General features: G+C 43.2%; 19 protein-coding genes. 8 read left to right on the top strand and 11 right to left on the bottom strand.

Going from position 1 to position 20,461, the window contains the following annotated elements; translation table 11 throughout:
- The 5 genes from panB to mazG all read right to left on the bottom strand — a co-directional run bounded on the left by panB (position 1) and on the right by mazG (position 4,133).
- Entirely contained in the window at positions 1–810 is an 810-nt protein-coding gene (gene panB / locus MN869_RS15785; RefSeq protein WP_004655682.1) for a 3-methyl-2-oxobutanoate hydroxymethyltransferase, read from the bottom strand.
- A 39-nt stretch (positions 811–849) separates the two neighbouring features.
- A complete protein-coding gene (gene folK, locus MN869_RS15780; protein WP_243308623.1) occupies positions 850–1,338 on the bottom strand; it encodes a 2-amino-4-hydroxy-6-hydroxymethyldihydropteridine diphosphokinase in 489 nt (162 codons plus the stop codon).
- Positions 1,335–2,789, bottom strand: coding sequence for a polynucleotide adenylyltransferase PcnB (gene pcnB / locus MN869_RS15775; protein ID WP_243308620.1), 1,455 nt, complete (start codon positions 2,787–2,789; stop codon positions 1,335–1,337). The genes folK and pcnB overlap by 4 nt, the downstream gene beginning before the upstream one ends.
- Positions 2,790–2,929: 140 nt before the next feature.
- Complete coding sequence (locus MN869_RS15770) at positions 2,930–3,358, bottom strand: ComEA family DNA-binding protein (protein WP_243308617.1); 429 nt, start codon at positions 3,356–3,358, stop codon at positions 2,930–2,932.
- Positions 3,327–4,133, bottom strand: coding sequence for a nucleoside triphosphate pyrophosphohydrolase (gene mazG, locus MN869_RS15765; RefSeq protein WP_171553403.1), 807 nt, complete (start codon positions 4,131–4,133; stop codon positions 3,327–3,329). The genes MN869_RS15770 and mazG overlap by 32 nt, the downstream gene beginning before the upstream one ends.
- Before the next feature lie 101 nt (positions 4,134–4,234).
- On the opposite strand from mazG, the gene MN869_RS15760 reads away from it, so the two are divergent.
- Complete coding sequence (locus MN869_RS15760) at positions 4,235–5,008, top strand: SDR family oxidoreductase (RefSeq protein WP_243308614.1); 774 nt, start codon at positions 4,235–4,237, stop codon at positions 5,006–5,008.
- A gap of 50 nt (positions 5,009–5,058) precedes the next feature.
- On the opposite strand, the gene MN869_RS15755 is transcribed toward MN869_RS15760, so the two are convergent.
- The 5 genes from MN869_RS15755 to cysM all read right to left on the bottom strand — a co-directional run bounded on the left by MN869_RS15755 (position 5,059) and on the right by cysM (position 11,071).
- Positions 5,059–5,448: a hypothetical protein gene (locus tag MN869_RS15755; RefSeq protein WP_243308612.1), complete on the bottom strand. Its 390-nt coding sequence runs from the start codon at positions 5,446–5,448 to the stop codon at positions 5,059–5,061.
- Between the two features lie 31 nt (positions 5,449–5,479).
- Positions 5,480–7,786: a bifunctional (p)ppGpp synthetase/guanosine-3',5'-bis(diphosphate) 3'-pyrophosphohydrolase gene (locus MN869_RS15750; RefSeq protein WP_171553406.1), complete on the bottom strand. Its 2,307-nt coding sequence runs from the start codon at positions 7,784–7,786 to the stop codon at positions 5,480–5,482.
- A gap of 31 nt (positions 7,787–7,817) precedes the next feature.
- Positions 7,818–9,227: a 23S rRNA (uracil(1939)-C(5))-methyltransferase RlmD gene (gene rlmD / locus MN869_RS15745; protein ID WP_243308608.1), complete on the bottom strand. Its 1,410-nt coding sequence runs from the start codon at positions 9,225–9,227 to the stop codon at positions 7,818–7,820.
- Between the two features lie 9 nt (positions 9,228–9,236).
- Positions 9,237–10,058: a 3'-5' exonuclease gene (locus MN869_RS15740; RefSeq protein ID WP_243308605.1), complete on the bottom strand. Its 822-nt coding sequence runs from the start codon at positions 10,056–10,058 to the stop codon at positions 9,237–9,239.
- 89 nt (positions 10,059–10,147) lie between these two features.
- On the bottom strand, positions 10,148–11,071 hold the full coding sequence (gene cysM / locus MN869_RS15735; protein WP_243308603.1) for a cysteine synthase CysM: 924 nt from the start codon (positions 11,069–11,071) through the stop codon (positions 10,148–10,150).
- Between the two features lie 149 nt (positions 11,072–11,220).
- On the opposite strand from cysM, the gene MN869_RS15730 reads away from it, so the two are divergent.
- The 7 genes from MN869_RS15730 to MN869_RS15700 all read left to right on the top strand — a co-directional run bounded on the left by MN869_RS15730 (position 11,221) and on the right by MN869_RS15700 (position 18,940).
- Entirely contained in the window at positions 11,221–14,031 is a 2,811-nt protein-coding gene (locus MN869_RS15730; protein ID WP_243308602.1) for an ATP-binding protein, read from the top strand.
- Positions 14,032–14,164: 133 nt separating this feature from the next.
- Positions 14,165–14,953 carry a crotonase/enoyl-CoA hydratase family protein gene (locus MN869_RS15725; RefSeq protein WP_004655703.1) on the top strand — a complete coding sequence of 263 codons (789 nt, stop codon included), beginning with the start codon at positions 14,165–14,167 and terminating at the stop codon, positions 14,951–14,953.
- A 21-nt stretch (positions 14,954–14,974) separates the two neighbouring features.
- Positions 14,975–15,841 (top strand): NAD(P)-dependent oxidoreductase, encoded by an 867-nt coding sequence (locus MN869_RS15720; protein ID WP_243308599.1) that lies wholly within the window; start codon positions 14,975–14,977, stop codon positions 15,839–15,841.
- 23 nt (positions 15,842–15,864) lie between these two features.
- The gene (locus MN869_RS15715) at positions 15,865–16,659 is read left to right on the top strand and encodes a TIM barrel protein (RefSeq protein WP_243308598.1); all 795 of its coding nucleotides are present in this window, start codon (positions 15,865–15,867) and stop codon (positions 16,657–16,659) included.
- 81 nt (positions 16,660–16,740) lie between these two features.
- A complete protein-coding gene (gene rsfS / locus MN869_RS15710) occupies positions 16,741–17,139 on the top strand; it encodes a ribosome silencing factor (protein ID WP_004655709.1) in 399 nt (132 codons plus the stop codon).
- 177 nt (positions 17,140–17,316) lie between these two features.
- Positions 17,317–17,937 (top strand): NUDIX hydrolase N-terminal domain-containing protein, encoded by a 621-nt coding sequence (locus tag MN869_RS15705; RefSeq protein WP_243308597.1) that lies wholly within the window; start codon positions 17,317–17,319, stop codon positions 17,935–17,937.
- Between the two features lie 181 nt (positions 17,938–18,118).
- Complete coding sequence (locus MN869_RS15700) at positions 18,119–18,940, top strand: SDR family NAD(P)-dependent oxidoreductase (RefSeq protein WP_243308596.1); 822 nt, start codon at positions 18,119–18,121, stop codon at positions 18,938–18,940.
- A 64-nt stretch (positions 18,941–19,004) separates the two neighbouring features.
- Here the strand turns inward: MN869_RS15700 and MN869_RS15695 are convergent, their stop codons facing one another.
- Positions 19,005–20,459, bottom strand: a complete 1,455-nt coding sequence (locus MN869_RS15695; protein ID WP_005291783.1) for an NAD(P)(+) transhydrogenase (Re/Si-specific) subunit beta — start codon at positions 20,457–20,459, stop codon at positions 19,005–19,007.
- Between the last annotated feature and the right edge of the window lie 2 nt (positions 20,460–20,461).

Below are 20,461 nucleotides of genomic sequence, written 5' to 3'. Positions count from 1 at the left end.
TTAAAGCTCAACTTGAAAAGTATGTTCCTTGGCTGGGAACGACTGATCTTGCACTGCGGCATGATACGATTTAAACGCATCAACAATTGCAGTTTCACCCGCTTGCTCTTTCATAAAGTTGCGAACAAAACGTGCCACGCGACCAAAGGTCAAACCAAGCATGTCCTGTACCACCAGCACTTGACCATCTGTTTCATTGCCCGCACCAATTCCAATCACTGGCGTATTCGGGAATAATTCAGCAATCTCTTTGCCCAGTTGAGCTGGGACACACTCAAGTAATAAAACAGCAGCGCCCGCATCAACCACCGCTTGGCAATCTGCGATCAATTGATCCGCGGCTTCGCGTGTTCTTGCTTGAAGCTTATAGCCGCCAAACACGTGCACAGATTGTGGTGTTAGACCTAAATGGACACAGACAGGGATACCATTACGGGTTAATACCGTAACCAACTCGCTAAGCCAAGCCCCACCTTCGATCTTGACCATTTGTGCACCGACTTGCATCACAGTCTTGGCATTTTTCAAGCCATCTTCAAGCGTTGCATAGCTCATAAATGGCAAATCAGTCATGATTAAGGCATGTGCGTTACCGCGACGTACAGCTGCGGTATGGTAAGCCATATCTTCGACAGTGACAGGAAGTGTAGAGTCTCTGCCTTGAATCGCCATTCCTAGAGAGTCACCGATTAAAATCGTATCAATTTCAGCCAATTCCATCGCTTTCGCCATACTTGCATCATAGCAAGTGAGGCATGAGAACTTACGTCCTTCGGCTTTAAACTTTCTTAAGTCACTTAGACTAATCATGATGATGTCCTCTACAGGCGTTTCCAGAACGAAACAGTCTTAAGCACTTGCCCAAGACTGGTCTGCTATTACAGTCAAGTTTGCTTGCTGCACCAGTTCTAAATCTTTTAATGAATGTCCATTTAATTGTAAATGAGCATCTAAATCTAATAAGGGAATAATCACAAAATCGCGTTGCAAGAGACCAATGTGCGGCACGGTCAAACGTTCATTTTGGATCTGCTCTTGACCATAGATTAATAAATCCAGATCAAGCGTACGTTCTCCCCAACGTCGTAACCGGACACGTCCAGACTCTTGCTCAAATTGTTGTAATTGATCAAGTAAAGCAAGTGGTGCTAGTGTGGTGTCCAATTGAACAACGGCATTTAAATAGTTGGGTTGATCTTGCGGTCCCATCGGCGGACTTTGATAAAGTCGTGATACCTGTACAGCACCCAAGGTCGTGAGCTTCGCAACAGCTTCACTCAGAATCTGTTGCGAATCACCTAAGTTACTACCCAAACCGATGTAGGTACGAATGGTCATTGTGTCGGTCCGAAAACAACATGGCTTAAATCGCGTTGTACACGTTTACGCTTGAGAATCGGATGATCCGCATTGATTTGACCTGAAGTCGAAGATGCTTTTTCAATAAAGCGACTGGCCGACTCATCAGCTCTAACACGCTCTTTTTTGCCTCGACGACTTCTCGGCTCAGGTACATTGACCAAAGGCTCAATTTCAGCAGTCTTCGGCTCATCCACCTCAGCTGCTTTACGACGTGTCTTACTACGTTGACGGTTGTATTGACGAATCACCGCTTCTTTTTGGTCTGTGGTCATTTCTTGGTAGGCTTCCCACCAAACGCCCATACCTTCAGTACTGCTATCACCTGATTTTTCCCGCAACAGCAGGAAGTCAAATCCTGCACGGAAACGCGCATGTCCAGCCAGTGCTTCGATTTGTTGTGGTTTTGGATTGAGCAAACGGGTTTGCATTTCCCAAACCTCACGAATAAAGGTTTCAGCAAAACGCGGAATGATGGTGCGCGTCGCTTGACGCTTCAACACATCCAAACCAGCTTGTGCACGCGCTTCCGCAGGCACAACCCCTTTACTTAGATAGGCATCACAACGCTCTAAAAATGGCTTCCATAACAATACAGCATAGAAAAATGCTGGATTAATGGTTTTACCAACTTGAATTCGCTGATCGGTATTCCGTGCTGCACGCTCAATAAAGGCGGTAAGATTCGGTGGAATTTCAGCAAACAGCTGTTTCCAAACACCAAACTCAATCAACATCGGTAGAACACGGGTGAGATGTCCCATAGTGAATAGTTTTTGAGACTCATCATATAAACGATGTGGCGAGACATCACGCAACAATTGCGTCATCTCAGCATCAAAAACATCAAGAATGGATTGATCAATTTTAAAATTCAATTTTGCGGCAAAGCGCAAAGCACGCAACATGCGCACAGGATCTTCTTCAAAACGCTGTGCAGGTTCCCCCAGAAAACGTAAGGTACGCGTATTGATATCATCTACTGCATGGCAGAAATCAAGTACAACCCCTTTTCGTGGCTGGTAGTACAAAGTATTGATCGAAAAGTCTCGACGAGCAAAGTCTTGCTCAATCGTTCCCCAGTTATTATCACGAAGAATCATCCCAGATGCACTGGTGACTGCTTTTTTCGGTGGAGCACGGAAGGTCGCGACTTCGATCAGTTCGCGACCAGAATATACATGTGCTAACTCAAAACGTCGTCCGATAATTCGGCAACGTCGACCAAAAACCTCTTTGACTTGGGCTGGTGTAGCATTAGTAACCGCGTCAAAATCCTTTGGATTAAGACCTAACATCATGTCTCGAACACCACCACCCACAATATATGCCTCGTAGCCTGCTTTTGTCAGGCTATCAATCACATCTAGAATTGAGGAAGGGAGTTGAGTTGTGGACAAACCACATTTTGACGCACGCAAAGTTTGCAAAAGACACTGTCTCCTACGTCAGGACGTAAATAACAATTTGTCGCTAATCATAGCTCTAACACACACAAAGGGCAATTTATTCTGTTGGAAGTTTCAACAGTTCAGTCTGCCTAATCAATCCGATTTCTACAGTTCCAAGTTCATAACATGAGCCTTGCTCTATTTTTTTCAAGTAATTTTGGCCCAATGCCTTTGATATTCATTAACTCGTCAACCTGTTTAAAGCCACCATTTTTTTGCCGATACTCCATTATGGCTTGCGCCTTTTTCTCGCCAACACCATTTAATAGCTGTAATTGCAGCAAACTCGCTTGGTTCAGGCTTATTTTATCGCCCTGAATATTTACAGATGATGGAACTTGCTTTGAAGTGTGCTGCTGCGTTGGTCGAGATAAATAATAAGCATTGTCCGACTGCTTCGCCAATTGCTGATCACGCGCTTGCTGCTGTGCTTTCCATTGCTGATAAGATTGGTCAAACTGCTGTGCGTGGAGGTGTGAAGCACCTCCCAAGCACAGAATAAAGCCTATAAAAAAATTAAGTTTGCTGCGGAGATGCGGCAACTTCATTGTCTTTCTCCTGAGATTTTAATTGTTGTTTAGCTTGCTCCCAGAGTTCGTCCATTTCAGCCAAACTCATTGCTTGCAAGTCTTTCTGTTGTTGTTGAGCTTGTTGTTCAATAAAAGCAAAACGGCTTCTAAATTTATGGATTGTTGCCAGTAGTGCGGTCTCACTCGACACCCCCAACTTTCTCCCCACATTGATTAAAGAAAATAAACAATCACCGAACTCTTCTTGAATATGATCAACATCTTGGCTTTTTATTGCCTGTTGTAACTCTTCTAACTCTTCATCTAATTTGGCATAAGCATCATCCACACTTTCAAAATCAAAGCCTAACTGAGCTGCTTTGCTCTGAATTTCATGTGACTGAACCAAGGCTGGCGCATGTTTAATCTCATCTAGCCTTGACTGTATTTTACCTTGTTTTTCTTGTTGTTTGATTTGTTTCCACAACTCACTGACCTGCTCGGAATCCAAATTTTGATATTTTTCAGCCTGAAATACATGCGGATGGCGACGAATTAATTTTTCACTAATGGCTTCCACCACATCTTGAAAGTTAAATAATCCTTTTTCATCAAACATTTGAGACTGGAAGACCACTTGTAATAATAAATCACCGAGTTCATTGCGGATTTCATTCACCTCACCAGAGCGAATTGCAGCCTCAACTTCATATGCCTCCTCAATGGCATATCGTGTCAAACTTTCAGGGGTTTGTTGTTGATCCCACGGGCATTTTTGTCTTAACTCTTGCATGATTGCCAATAATTTTTCCATGATGATCTCCAAACCCAAATAAGCAAATTGTTGCAGCACCAAGCTGCATATGCGTAATATACACGCACGCAAAAATTATCAATATAAAGCAAGGGAAAGTCATGCCATATAGTGTTTTTATTAGTGGGGCCGCTCAAGGGATTGGTGCTGAAATCGCACGTTTATTTCACCAAAAAGGTTTCAAAGTTGGCATCTATGATATCAACCAAGAACAAGCCCAAGTCTTAGCTGAACAACTTGGAGAGAATGCCAAAGCAGGCTATCTCGATGTAAGTAATCATCGTCAATGGCAGATCGCCCTACAGGAATTTAAAAGCTGGGCCGGTGAACTAAATATCTTGGTCAATAATGCAGGGATTCTCTATTCAGGTGCATTTGAAAACACCCCAATTCAATCACATCACCGCACCATTGATATTAACGTTAAAGGCGTTTTGAATGGTTGTCATGCAGCCTTGCCCCATCTGCAACAAACCAGCTTTGCACGTGTGATCAACCTTTCTTCAGCATCCGCGATTTATGGTCAAGCAGATTTAGCATCTTACTCTGCCAGTAAGTTTGCTGTTCGCGGTTTAACCGAAGCCTTGGACGTGGAATGGCAAAAGTATAATATTCGCGTCTTAGATGTGATGCCGCTATTTGTACAAACCAATATGGTAAAAGACATGGATGCTGGTAGCATTCAAAATATTGGTGTGGATCTCACCCCAGCAGATGTGGCAAAACAAGTACTGCATTTGGCGCAACAAAAAGACTATGCCTTGCTTCCAACCCACACCCCTGTTGGGATAAAAACCAAACTGATGTATCAGTTATCCAGCCTGAGCCCACAGTTCTTAAACCGACTCACCAATCTCTTTTTAGCGAAGCGCTAAAAAAAAGAGGCTTTAAATAGATTAAAGCCTCTTTTTAATAACTTGAATCATTAATTGCTAAAACAGCCTAAACGGCAAATCGTGAATCCCACCCATTCACCTATCAGATGTTCATCACTTGAAACCACAACATCTTCAACCTGTAAAACCTGACAATCAACGACAACGGGATTCACATCAATAATTTGACCAAATGCATGATAAGCCCAACCGCTAAGATGCACTAAACCATACTTTTGTTCAGCGTTATTGTTGAATATTTCATCCCAGCTTTCATCATCAGAACACTGTATCGACCAGTCAAAATCAAAACAGTGCTGCTCCTCGTTCTTCACCTCATCAAGGCTAAACTCATCAAATACATGATAGATCTGTTGATCAACCTCGATCACAGCAGCTAAATATCGCCCTCTAGTCGAGATTAACTTTGCACGAGGCATCGTATGATCATCCTTTCAGAAATATGATGAATTAGCTTCCTTGAACCAAACGTCTGGCACTGATAATCCCTGGTTGCTGCTCTAAACGAGCAAGCAAACGAGACAGTTGTGCCAAACCTTTGACTTCAATCAACAACTTCATATTGGCAATACCATCTGCTTCAGAAATGGTATTGACCTGACGAATATTGATTTGGTCTGAGAAAATCACCTGTGTCAGATCTTTCAGTAAACCACGTCGATCATAAGCTTCCACCACGATCTGCACACTCTGACCACGCGTTGGCTGCATTTCCCAATCGGCTTCAACAGCACGTTCAGGCTCTTGTGTGGTCATACGTAAATAGTCAGGGCACGCAATCTTATGAATACTGACACCACGATTCAAGGTGATATATCCGCCAATCGATTCGCCATGGACTGGCTGACAACATTGTGCAATATGCAATTCAACATTATCCAAACCATCAATCAAAATCCCATGTGCCGATAATGTATGACTTGCACGTGGGTTTAAAGCGGGTTTTAACACCAGCTCTGGCTCGTCCTGATCCAAGTGCATCTGACGATTGACTTGATTCATCAAGGCATGCAGACTGATATCACCGCTAACCAAGGCAACCAGAATATCATCACCTGCTTTCAGATTGAAATGCGATGAATAATCTTTCAGATCAATACTTTTCGGGTGAATCGCTAAACGTGCCAACTCTTTATTAAGTAACTCACGCCCAACTTCAACATTCTTACTGCGATCTTGTTGTCTAAACCAATGACGTAGCTTGTCACGTGCACGTGCGGTTTTGATATAACCCAGCGAGTTCACCAACCAGTCACGGTTCGGTTCACGATCTTTCTTGGTTAAAATCTCAACCTGTTCACCGGTCTTTAAGGTGTAAGTTAAGGGCACATAACGTTGGTTTACACGTGCTGCATAGCACTTATTGCCGACTTCGGTATGCACATGATAAGCAAAGTCTAGAACGGTTGAGCCACGTGGCAACTCTTTGATGTCTCCATCACGACTAAACACATAGATCTTTTCAAAATTCTCAAAATCTTGAATTTGATCAATGCCATTCGACTCGTCATCCTCACCATGTGGGGTGGTTTCAGTACGCTCTTGATAATGCTCAAGCACGGCACGTAATGAATGCAAACGATCATTAAAAGAATGATCTGTATTCTTGGCACCTTCTTTATAGTTAAAGTGCGAGCACACCCCAAGCTCTGCTTCGTTATGCATCTCAAAGGTACGGATTTGTACTTCTAAAGACTTATTCTCAGCAATCACCGCGGTATGCAATGAGCGATAACCATTGGCTTTCGGATTAGTGACGTAGTCATCAAACTGGTTTGGAATATGACGCCATATCTGATGTACGATACCCAAAGCGTGATAACAATCAGGGACACTTTTCACCAATACACGCACTGCACGGATATCGTAAAGCTGATCGAAGCTCAGATTTTTGCTTTTCATTTTTCGATAAATCGAATAAATGTGCTTCACACGCCCGGTGATTTCGGCCTGAATATCATAAGCCGCCAGTTCAGTTTTCAATTTATCGATGACAAACTGAATATACTGCTCACGCTCCAAACGTTTTTCGTTCAATAAAGATGCAATTTCTTTATAACGTTCTGGGGCTAAATAACGAAAGGCAAGATCTTCCAATTCCCACTTGAGCTGGGCAATCCCTAAACGGTGTGCCAATGGAGAATAAATGGTGAGAATTTCGCGTGCCACACGCTCCTGACGCTCTTTGCTTGCAGTCGCCAGCTCACGCAAAGCATAGGTCCGCTCTGCCAGTTTGATCAGGACAACACGAACATCTTCCGTCACTGAAATCAGCATTTTATAAATGCCATTTAAGTGTTCGCGCTGGTTATTATTAAAATGATCTTCTAGACGTTTATTCTTTTCAATCAACTCAGACAGTTTACCCATTGCAAGTGTGCCTTGAACCAAAGCCAAAACTTGCTCGCCAAACTGTTGTTGAATATCCTCTAAGGTAATCAACCCTTCACGTACACTACGATACAACACCGCCGCTGAAAGCGTATCTTCATCGACATGTAAATGGGCCAGAATATCCGCCATGCCAATACCAGTACTAAAGGTATTGATACGATGATTTTCCGTTGCTTGTAACTCTTTTGCTAAGGTCAGCTCCGCAACCTGTTGAAGTTGCTTCAGCTCTGCCCCATCCAAAATACCACGCACTCGATCTAGCCAAGAGACTAGACTACTTTGCGCTTCAGCGGCATGTTCTACAGTCGCTTCCTCAGACAGCTCTTGGAGCCGTCCAGGTAACTGCTCACGTACTGTGACCATACCTTTCTCCTCTGGATATGTAACTCATTTTTTAATCGTTTATCTCTTCGATTTTTTCACGCCGTTCAACTTTTTCAAACAGGGCAATCGATTCAACATGTTCAGTATGCGTAAACATGTCCATGACTGCTGCTTTCTTCAATTGATAGCCATATTGTGCCAGTACACCTGCATCCCTTGCCAGTGTTGATGGGTTACATGAAACATAAACGATTCTTTTCGCTCCAAAATTAGGTACATATTGCATAACTTCAAATGCACCTGATCGTGGAGGATCAATTAATAATGCATCAAATCCTTGTTTCGCCCAAGAATGATGCGAAAAGTCTTTTGTTAAATCTTGTGAAAAGAACGCTGCCTGAGACAAATGATTTGCTTGCGCATTCTCAGTTGCTCTGTTGACCATCTCATCACTCGCCTCAACGCCGACCACTTGACCTGTCTCACCCACACAACGTGCAATCGGTAGAGAAAAATTACCTAATCCACAGAATAGGTCAAGTACTCTTTCCCCTTTCTGTAATTGAAGCAATTCACATGCCAACTGAATCATCTGCGCATTTACACCACTGTTGACCTGCGTAAAATCTAAGGGTGAAAACGCAAATTTGACTGCAAAATCATCCAAACTGTAATGCAAACGCATTGCCGCTTGCGAATCATCCACGCGATGTAAACTATCCGCCCCTTTTGGCTGCAAATACAACTGCCATCCTTTGAGTAACGTAAATTGACGTAATTGGTTGACATCCGACACATTTAATTCATCTAAGTGGCGAATTAATAATGCAACCTCAGTGTCTCCCATGGCTAATTCTATATGACCAATATGCGCTTTGCCTGTAAGACTTTCGAGTAGTTTCTTAAGTTCTGGTAAACATTCAGATAAGGTTTGATCAAGTACCTTACACTGCTGAATTTCAGTTAAATGATTACTATGATGCTCACGAAAACCCATCACCAAACGATTTTGCTTGGCAATATAGCGCACCCCGATTCGGGCACGGCGACGATAATCTGCTTTAACCGAACGAATCGGGTCTAACCATTGTTCTGGCTGTAAGCCTGCAAAATGTTGTAAGTGAGATTTTAAAACATTCTGCTTTAACAAAATCTGTTCATCAGGATGAATGTGCTGCAAGCTGCAGCCGCCACACACCCCAAAATGCGGACACATTGGATCGACTCGACTTTCAGCCGCTTCACTTTCCAGCGTGATCATGTCCGCCTCTTCTAGACGTGAAGTTTGATTGGTAATTTTTGCCTGCACCGTTTCCCCGACAAGGGCATAACGGATAAAAACTTTCTTGCCGTGTTTTTCTTTAGGATGATCTGGATGTGTCCCATAATGCGCAATACCACGCCCCTCATGAGAAAAAGCTTCAATCTGGAAGGTATATGTTGGATATTGAGCTGGACGTTGTTTGGCTTTGTGTTTCAAAAGATGAACCTAATTTTTTGGCGCAAAAGTATCTGCGGTGAATACAGTATATTGCGATGTTTGCTGCCATACCTGTAAAAATTCTGTTTGTTGCGTTTGCGTTTGTAAATAAGCAATCGTTGATTGCAGTAACTGCTGGTGATCTGGTTGATTCAATTGGCCTTTTAACAATAACCAACGAATATAGAGCAACCATGTATTCAACACATCGCCTTCACAATAACGGGTCAATTCTAACCATTGTTTGTTACGTACATATTCAGGCACGTGATAGCCAGTTTCACCGCGTTTCCCAGGGAAACCGAGTAAACAAGCCATATCATCCAATTTTTGGAAATTACGGCCATTAAACATTGCCATCACATCCATCAAATCAACATGACGATGGTGGTAACGGTTCTGATAATTATTAAAACGCTTTTGATGATCAATTTCACCTTGATCAAACAGGCTAGGTGCAGACAAACCATGATACATAGCGCGAAATAGAATGACAGGCAAATCAAATTGCGAACCATTCCAACTGACTAATGTGGGTTGTTTCTTGTCAAAGATCGATAAGAATTTTGCCAACATTTCAGCTTCGCTATGCTGCTCCTGACTAAATGAAAATAGACGAAAGCCTTTCTCATCAACCCACAATCCAGAAATACACACAATTTCATGCAATGGTAAACGTTGAAAATCCATGCCTGACTCTTGGCGACGGATTTTGGTCAGTGCCTGTTCAACATCGGCTTCGGGTAAATCAAGATGATAAAGATGCGCACCTGCCTTTAAATCGGTCAGTGTCTCAATATCAAAAACTAAAATCGGAAAACGTAAATTCATTTTAGGAACGCCTTAAATCCCTCCCAACCTCCCTTTATAAAGGGAGGAGATCCCCCCTCTTTTAAAAAGAGGGGGTTAAGGGGGAGATTCTAATCTTGTACTGAGAATAATCCCGTTGATAAATAACGATCACCGCGGTCACAGATAATGCAGACAATCACCGCATCAGGATATTCTTCAGCAATCTTGATCGAAGCCCAAACTGCACCACCAGAAGATGTTCCTGCACTGATGCCCTCAGTACGTGCCAGCTTACGCATGGTTTTTTCCGCTTCAATCTGTGGAATATCGATAATGCGATCGACACGGCGACGATCAAAGATAGTTGGCAAATACTCTTCCGGCCAACGGCGAATCCCCGCAATGCTTGAACCCTCTGAAGGTTGTAAACCCACAATTTGAATATCAGGGTTTTGCTCTTTGAGATATTTAGAGACACCCATGATGGTTCCCGTTGTCCCCATTGAGCTAACAAAATGGGTAATCTTGCCACCCGTTTGCTTCCAGATTTCTGGACCAGTCGTCAGGTAATGTGCTTCGACGTTGTCTGGATTACCAAACTGATTCAGCACAAAGCCTTTGCCTTCAGCCTGCATTTGTAAAGCAAGGTCGCGTGCACCTTCCATGCCTTGCTGTTGCGTGACTTCAATCAGCTCTGCCCCATAGGCCAACATCGCATCTTTACGTTCTTGGCTCATATTGTTCGGCATGATCAGCTTCATTTTATAGCCGCGCATAGCCGCAACCATCGCCAAAGCAATCCCAGTGTTACCACTGGTTGCTTCGATCAGGGTATCCCCAGGTTGAATTTGTCCACGCTTTTCCGCTTGAACAATCATGTTATAGGCAGGGCGATCTTTCACCGATCCTGCTGGATTATTACCTTCTAATTTTGCTAATACCGTGGCTTGGGTATGACACGCTAAACGTTGCAAACGTACTAAAGGGGTTTTACCGACATAATCATCCAGTAAAAATTCATCTGCTAAAAAATCAGTTTGCGTATTCGTCATGATCGACACCGATATCAAGGTGGCGCCTATTGTATGAAAAAAATAGAGATACTGCACCTTTTCACTATGCTTTTTATTGGCAAGCAGATGTCCTTGATTTTCACAAAGCGTGCTAAGATGTTGCGCAGAATGATAAATCTGACCGTACTATGTCAAATTTCAATAAGACCATATCGAAACGCTTACGCCTCAATCATGCTTATGGGCAATTGATTGCACTGATTTTAGTGCCGATTGCCATCTTGACAGGTGTTGGTATTCTTTGGGTTTTATCCGAAACAACCAGCTCCGCAAAATCACAACAACGCTCTGATGCTTCAGCCATTTTGGCGCGCTACCATCAAACTGCGAATGATTTATTAAAACTGGTACAAGAACAACCCGATCAGTATGATCGTGCTCAAAACATCATGCAGAAAATGTTTGATGAAAAAAACCTACAGCGCGCAGTACTGATTGATAATCGTGGTCAGACTTATTTAAGCGTTGGCTATCAAAACAATCGCTTTTGGCCGAACTTTCCAGAAAACAGCAACTTCTTTGGTCCAATTTCGCATAATCACAACAGCATATATGGTTCGAAGCTCGACAGTGGTGACCCTAACGCTGTTTGGCTAATGATTGAATTAGACAACCAACCTCTTGAATTGGCTCGCTATAAAATTCTACTGTCCTTGGTCGTGACTGGGCTGATCACCATACTGATTCTGCTGTTCTGTTTAAACGTATTCTCTCGTCGTTGGCTCGCACCGTTGTATGAAATTCGCATGCAAATGCAACGCCTCAACGCCGATACCCTAGATCAGCATATTGTCGTGAACAGTACGGGTGAACTGCGTTTGCTGCAACGTGATATTGCCAATGTGGTAAAACGTCTGCACTTTAGTTTTTTAGAATTAAAAGAACATACCGAACAAACCGAAGAAGACTTACGTCGAACACTCGATACCCTAGAAGTTCAGAACATTACCTATCGTCAGGCACGAGACCAAGCGATTTCATCAAACCAATCCAAGTCGGTGTTTTTGGCCAATATCAGTCATGAACTTAGAACGCCTTTGAACAGTATTGATGGCTTTATTCACTTATTACTGCGTCAGCAGAATCTGAGTAATGAGCAAAATCTTTATTTGCAAACCATCCGAAAATCATCTGCACACTTATTGGCACTGATTAACGATGTATTGGATTTCTCTAAAATTGATGCAGGCAAACTCGAACTTGAAACTGCACCCTTTGACCTTGAAGAAGCCATTTTCGATGTGATGGATATGCTCTCGCCTTTGGCGGCACAAAAACATATCAATATGGCCTTCTATTACGCAGAGAATATTCCAAAGCATGTGGTGGGAGATGCATTACGCTTTAAACAGATCCTGACCAACCTGATTTCCAATGCGATCAAGTTCACGCCTGATGGTGAGATCATTGTCCGTGTACGTATGGAAGATGATGAGATCGGGCAATGTTTACTGCACTTCAGTGTCCAAGACAGCGGGATTGGTCTGAGCGGTACAGATCGTAAAAAGTTATTTGAATCGTTCTCTCAGGGCGATGCTTCAGTTACCCGCCAATTTGGCGGAACAGGACTTGGTTTAGCAATTTCCAAACAGCTGGTGCATTTGATGCACGGTCAAATTGGCTTTGAAGATAACCAAGAACGTGCACCGACTGAGAAAGGTTCAACCTTCTGGTTCACGGCTTCATTTAAAGTTGAAGAACAAGATGAGTTTGTTGAACACCCTCGTTTCGATCATTTACAAGTGGTATCGTATCTTGCCCACCCTGCAACGGCCAGCGTACTACGTTCATACCTTGAGAATTATCATGTCTCTCATATTGAGACACAATCCATTCTGGACTTATTCAGCCGTTTAAATCACCTGAATCAGCAGGAAAACACCTGGTTAATTGTAGATCATAGTGGTGATACAGAGGCCTTACTCAAAGAGATTCGTCAACGCTATCATGGCAACTTAGCGGTTTATGGTTACCAGATGAGTCTTGAGCCGAATATGCTCAACGAATATCGTGCTCGCCCGCTGTATCAACCGTTGAGTCGTCGTGAGTTGGTCCAGTTACTTGGCAATGAACCTGTTTTTGAGCAAGAACCAGAAGACTTTAATGGCCAAGGTTTACACATTTTGGCTGTGGATGATCATCTGCCTAATTTGATTGTACTTGAAGCCTTACTCGGTGAGCTCAATGTCACCACCACCAAAGCCTTGAGTGGACAAAAGGCCATCGACATCATTCAAGAGCGCATCGAACAAAAATCGCCGCCGTTTGATTTGGTATTTATGGACATTCAAATGCCGGTGATGTCGGGGATTGATACCACTCGTGCCATTCGCTCATTGGAGTCAACGCTCGATAATGGAATGCAACTGCCAATTATTGCACTCACAGCACATGCTTTGGCCGATGAAAAGCAGAAACTACTCAAAGTTGGGATGAATGATTATGTGACCAAGCCGATTCAGATGGAGCAAATCATTCAAATTTTGACGCATTGGACCAAAAATAACTTCAGTGCCCAACCTGCGAGCATTGAACCCAAGCGACCAATTGAATCTATTGATCCTCAAATCCTAAATTGGCAACAAAGCGTACAACTTGCAGCCAACAAAGAAGATCTGGCGCAAGATCTATTGAATATGCTGGTGGATAGTTTCGATACGGAACTGGCGGAAATGCAGCAATTGATTGAAATGGAAGATTTTCCACAACTCGAGCATGTCCTACATCGTCTTTATGGCGCGACCCGCTATGTCGGTACGCCAAACTTACAGCAAGTCTCAGGTGAGTTTGAACAATTTGTCTCGACCTTACGTAAAGAACGCCGTAAAGCGGATGATGTGTTTATTCGTGAAACTACGCATCGTTTCAATGAACTCAGCACGGCGATTGAACAAGTGAGACAAGCGGCTAACTTGATCCTACATGCGCATGACTCGTAAAACTGTGAGTTGGGATATTGGATAGTCAATGATTAAAATACAGGCCGTCTTTTTGTGACTGCCCTGTCATGTTTCAACCTAAAGACTCGTGCTATGCTGCCAAATCAAATCAAACACAATAAGAGTAAGGCAGATGGCACTTTTACGCGTTGAAAAGAACAATGGAATCGCAACAGTTTCCCTAAACCGACCTGACAAACGTAATGCAATGAGCTTTGCCTTACTCAAAGAGCTGGTGGCAACTGCCAAAAAAATTGAAAAAGATCGTTCAATCCGCTGTGTCATTCTCACTGGTGAAGCACAAGTCTTTAGTGCAGGCATCGACCTTTCTGATTTAAACAATCCTAAAAATACTGCTTTTGCCGCATGGGAACTGATCAAACCAGGGCAAAGTCTGTTCCAAAAAGCCTTTCTGATCTGGCAGAACCTGCCGATCCCTGTGATTGCAGCAATCGAAGGCTATTGCTTTGGTGCAGGCATGCAGCTCGCACTTGCAGCGGATATTCGTATTGCAACGCCAAGCACGCAAATGTCAATCATGGAAAGTCGTTGGGGCCTTGTACCAGATATGGGGCTCACCCGTTCATTGAAAGGACTGATTGGCGTTGATTTGGCTAAAGAACTGACCTTAACTGCACGTATCTTTGATGCTGAATATGCCAAACAAATTGGTTTAGTGACCCATTTAGACAATGATCCATTAGCAAAAGCAAACATCATTGCGGAAGAGATTTTACAACGCTCACCAGATGCCATTATGGCAGCCAAACGGGTGTTAGATGCGATGGAGCACCAACCTGAAAAAGCATTACGTTTGGAAAAACTTTGGCAGCTCAAACTACTTTTAGGTAAAAACAGTAGTCTGGCACGCAAAAAGGACAAGAACCCTGAAGTTCAATTCCTGCCGCGCCAATACAAATAATTCCGACTGGAGAATATTCACATGCATGCGAATCAAAAAACACCAATCGCTTTCTTGGGTATGGGTTTAATGGGCACACGTATGGCCAGCCGACTCTTACAAGCAGGTTATCCTGTGGCGGTCTGGAACCGTAGTCCACTTGCATGTGAACCTCTGCAGCAACAAGGTGCATTACACTTAAAGCTAAATGACATCGGCAGCTACCCTGTTATTTTGACCTGTTTAGCCGATGATCAAGCGGTGCAAAATGTTTTCGCCCAAATTCAACCATATTTGAAAGCTGAACAGATCATCGTTGATTTCTCCAGCTTATCGGTCTCTGCGACTCAACAATTGGCTCAATCTGCTCAACAACACCAGGTCACATGGATTGATTCGCCCGTATCAGGCGGAACCATGGGCGCGGAACAAGGTACATTGGTGATTTTTGCAGGAGGTGATGCTAAGACGATTGAGCAGCTCACCCCGATTTACAATGTACTCTCACAGCGTGTTACCCGTATGGGAACATCAGGTACAGGACAAGCGACTAAAATTTGTAATCAGCTGATTGTTGCCGCCAATAGCACCCTGATTGCAGAAGCTGTCGCCCTTGCCAATCAAGCAGGCGTCGACACTGCATTACTTGCACCTGCTCTTGCCGGTGGTTTTGCCGACTCAAAACCCTTTCAAATCCTTGCACCACGTATGGCAACACATACTTTTGAGCCAGTACAATGGAAGGTGCAAACCCTATCAAAAGATTTAAACAATGCATTACTTCTGGCACAGAGTTTTAACTTAAAGATACCTGTGGCACAAAAAGCTCTATTACAGTTACAAGCTCACCAAGAAAATGGCTTTGCTGATAAGGATTTAGCGACTATCATCAAAATTACAGAACAATAATTATTGATTCAGGGAGTCTGAAAATGAGCCATCTTGCAGTCAATTTATCCATGATCTTCACTGAAGTTCCTTTAATCGAGCGTTTCGCCTTAGCACACGCTCACGGTTTTCAGCATGTAGAAATTCAATTCCCCTATGAACTCGATGTGATTGATATTCGAACTCAACTTGAGCAACACAATTTGTCCCTCTGCCTGATTAATGTTCCTGCGGGTGACTTGATGCAAGGCGGCAATGGACTTGCAGGTGTGCCGGGGCGAGAAATTGAATTTCATCAAGCGCTTGAGTTGGCCATTCGTTATGCCACTGCATTAGATGTGCCACGCGTCAACATTCTGGCAGGTAAACAACCGCTGGATGCAGATCTGCTGCCTTGTCTCAACACACTTGCAAGTAATTTAAAACTGGCGTGTCACATGCTCACCGAACAAGGTATTGAACCCGTTTTTGAAATGATTAATGGCACTGATATGCCTCGTTTCTTGGTTCAAAATATTGCCCAAGCCCAAGAAATGCTGGAAGCCATCAATCATCCTGCCCTAAAAATGCAATATGACTGTTACCACATGGCCATGATGGGTGAAGATGTATTAGCGGGATTACAGGAAAATATCGATCAGATTGGGCACATCCAATTTGCCGACTGTCCAGACCGCCATGAACCTGATACTGGAAATATCCCCTACAAACAAATCTTTGACTGGTTACAGCAAAGTGGCTACCAAGGTCTTATTGCAGCGGAATACAGACCAAAAATTCAGTCAGATCAATCTTTTGCATGGAAAAATAAGTATTTTTCCAATGATGTGAATACATAAACTGTTACTGCTAAAATTTGAACTTTTTAGAGAAAAACGGTATATTTGATGATGAGTAATTGTCAGGAAAATATACCCTCTATGAATTTAGAACCATCGCCCAGCGCTTCTAATTCTCACGACCTAAAAATCAAAACAGCGAACAAAGATGTACAAGCGTGCCTAAACGTTGTACATGAAGCTCTCACTGATGTAAAAGCCAAAGATATTCTTGAACTTGACGTAAGTACGATCAGTAATGTTGCCGATGCAATTGTGATTGCAAGCGGTACATCGACTCGTCATGTTAAAGCCCTTGCAGACAATGTTGCTGATGAAGCACGTAAAGCAGGTTTCCGCCCAATCGGTGTCGAAGGTGAACGCGATGCTGAGTGGATCTTAATCGACCTCGGTTTTGTTGTGGTACATGTGATGTTACCAACCGCGCGTAAGTTCTACGACTTAGAAAGCTTATGGCGTGCACCCGAATCTGTAGCGTAAAGCTCCTCAAAAAAAGCGACCGAATAGGTCGCTTTTTTTATAGCGAATTCAAGTCAAAAATAGCTCTAAACAAGAACACCTAACAAGCCGATTTAGCCCTAAATTTCCGACCATTCGTTGTAAAATATAATCGCAGTGCTAGTATTAAATACTCTCTTCAAGTACAGCTAGAATAAGATGAAAGATTCAGCCGCATGGATTGAAACACTCCATAAGATTACTGGATTGGCTCAATCAGGTTTGCACTACAGCAAAGATGTATACGATAAAGAGCGTTATGAGCAATTACTTGATCACGTCCGTACCCTGATTGAATTAAAAGAAATTGATACCACTCATTTTATTTCCAATGTCTTGCAAGATATTGGCTATGCAACACCCAAAATCGATGTGCGTGCTGTTGTCTTTAAGGACAATAAACTGCTATTAGCCAAAGAGACACAGGATGGCTTATGGTCTATTCCTGGAGGTTGGGCAGATGTTGGCTATTCCGCTGCTGAAAATGCTGAAAAAGAAGTCCTTGAGGAAACAGGATTAGTGGTGAAGGCGGTTAAACTCCTCGCACTCACAGATCGTAGAAAACACCCTCACCCCGCCATGTTCTTGCACGTATATAAAGCCTTTTTTTGGTGTGAACTGATTGGTGGTGAACTCAAGCCAAGCATCGAAACCTCTGAGGTGGGTTTCTTTGGCAAGGATGAATTACCTCCAATTTCGACGGCGCGTGTTACAGAAGCACAAATCCACCAATTTTTTGAGTTATTACAAGGACTACCCGAGAATACCTATTTTGACTAAGCCCTAACTCAATAAGCTTATAAAAAAAACAAAAACTTAAAAATGACACTTGTATCATCTAAAGATGAGCAAATACCAGTCATCTCCCATCTTTAAATTTGACATGACAAATTGTCAAAATTGCAGCACTATACAGATTCTTGCAATCCCACTAAGAAATAGCATAACTGGAGTACAGGAAGTGAAAATACTGATTACAGGTGCCAATACAGGCATTGGTTTTGCCACAGCAGAACAGTTGGTTAAACAAGGGCAACACGTCATTCTAGCCTGCCGAAATCCACAGAAAGCGCAACAAGCACAAAACAAATTACGTGCACTCGATCAAGGTCAAGTTGACCTCATCTCCCTCGACCTCAACAGCCTTGAACTCACCCGAAAAGCCGCAGATGAAATTGCAGATCGTTATGGCAATCTGGATGTGTTGATCAACAATGCAGGCTTATTTGCCAAAACCAAACAACTGACTGCGGATGGTTTTGAGCAACAGTTTGGCGTCAATTATTTGGGTCATTTTTTATTAACCCAAAAATTACTTCCTGTTTTAAAACAATCGCCTCAAGCACGTATTGTCCATTTGGCTTCGATTGCACATTGGGTAGGTTCAATCAAACCCAATAAATTCCGCGCAGAAGGCTTTTACAATCCGTTGTTTTATTATGGACAATCCAAGCTTGCCAATTTACTGCTCAGCAATGCATTGGCAGAACAACTCGCTGATAGCTCAATCACCAATAATGCCCTACACCCTGGGGGTGTCGCTTCGGATATTTATCGCGATCTGCCTAAGCCTGTCTATGCGGCAATGAAACTAGGTCTCGTCCCAACCTCTGTTCCTGCAAACCTGATTACCCAAATGGCAATTGGAGACGAATGGAAAAATCGCAACGGAAAATATGTCAGCGCCCATATGCCTGACTGGAAATCTTCGCATGCCAAAAATCAGCAATTGGCACGGGATCTATATCAACAATCTATGCAATTGGTTGAAAAGTTTATTTAAAACAAATCACCCCAAATAAAAAAGCCACCCAAGGGTGGCTTTTACAATCTTAAGTAGGGTCAGATTAGTGACCACCACCATTGATTGCTTTAGTCATATCTTCCACAACTTTCTTAGCATCACCAAAGATCATCATGGTTTTTTCATTGTAGAACAAGTCATTGTCTAAGCCAGCATAACCTGTCGCCATAGAGCGCTTGATCACCATGATCGTACGTGCTTTATGCGCCTCAAGAATCGGCATACCATAAATCGGTGAGGTCGGATCATCTTTCGCCGCAGGGTTCACCACGTCGTTTGCACCAATCACCAGTACCACATCTGTTGCAGGGAAATCTGAGTTAATCTCATCCATTTCCAAGATGTCTTCATAGGCAACATCTGCTTCTGCTAACAATACGTTCATGTGACCAGGCATACGACCAGCAACTGGGTGAATTGCAAAGCGAACTTTTACGCCCTGCTCTTTCAAGATTTCACACAATTCTTTCACCGCATTCTGTGCACGGCCTTGCGCCATACCATAACCCGGTACAATCACAACGCTGTCTGCATTTGACATCAGGAAGCCTGCGTCATCTGCTGAACCAGAACGATGGTTACGTTGAACTTGCTCACCCTTATCTGCCGATGCAACTGCTGCACCACCCATTGCACCACCAAACAAAACGTTGATGATTGAACGGTTCATCGCCTTACACATGATGTAAGACAGAATCGCACCAGAAGAACCTACAAGCGAACCTGCAACGATCAACATATTGTTTTCAAGTGTGAAACCAATACCTGCCGCAGCCCAACCAGAGAATGAGTTCAAAAGTGATACCACAACTGGCATATCACCACCACCGACTGGTGCAATCCATACCCAGCCAAATGCAAGTGCAAGTGCTGTCATTGCCCAGAATGCAGTCATATTATTCGTTAAGAAGAACATGATGCCTGCTGCAAGCATTGCAATAAAGATAAGCGCTTGAACAGGTTTAACCCATGCACCAGAAATGGTTTTTGCCCATTTCTTCGCAGCTAATTTACCGTAAGCAAATACAGATGCAGTAAATGTGATCGCACCCACGAAGCAGCCAACAAACAATTCAAATAAATGAACCTTACTCATATGAGCATGTTGTACGCCAGCAGCAGTTAAAGCAGCTTCATTTTCAGCAAATAATGCCGTCAATTGGTTGTTATGCAAAATTGCAGCAATTGCAATTAATACCGCAGCCAAACCGACCAATGAGTGCATCAATGCAACTGTTTCAGGCATTTGCGTCATTGGAACTGTTCTCGCACGAGCGATACCAACAATACCACCTAACACCATTGCACCAACGATCATCCAAACGACAGGATGTTCTGCAACAAAGAACGTTGTTGCTACAGCAATCGCCATAGCGATCATACCGTAACGGTTACCTGCAATCGCAGTCTTAGGACCTGACAAACCACGTAAGGTTAAGATAAAAAGGACGGCACCGATCAGGTAGAACCATTCCGCATAGTCTCGAATAAATTCCATCG

This window comes from Acinetobacter sp. NIPH1876 (assembly GCF_022808535.1).
Lineage (GTDB): Bacteria > Pseudomonadota > Gammaproteobacteria > Pseudomonadales > Moraxellaceae > Acinetobacter > Acinetobacter higginsii.
This window is presented reverse-complemented; position numbering and strand designations above follow the sequence as displayed.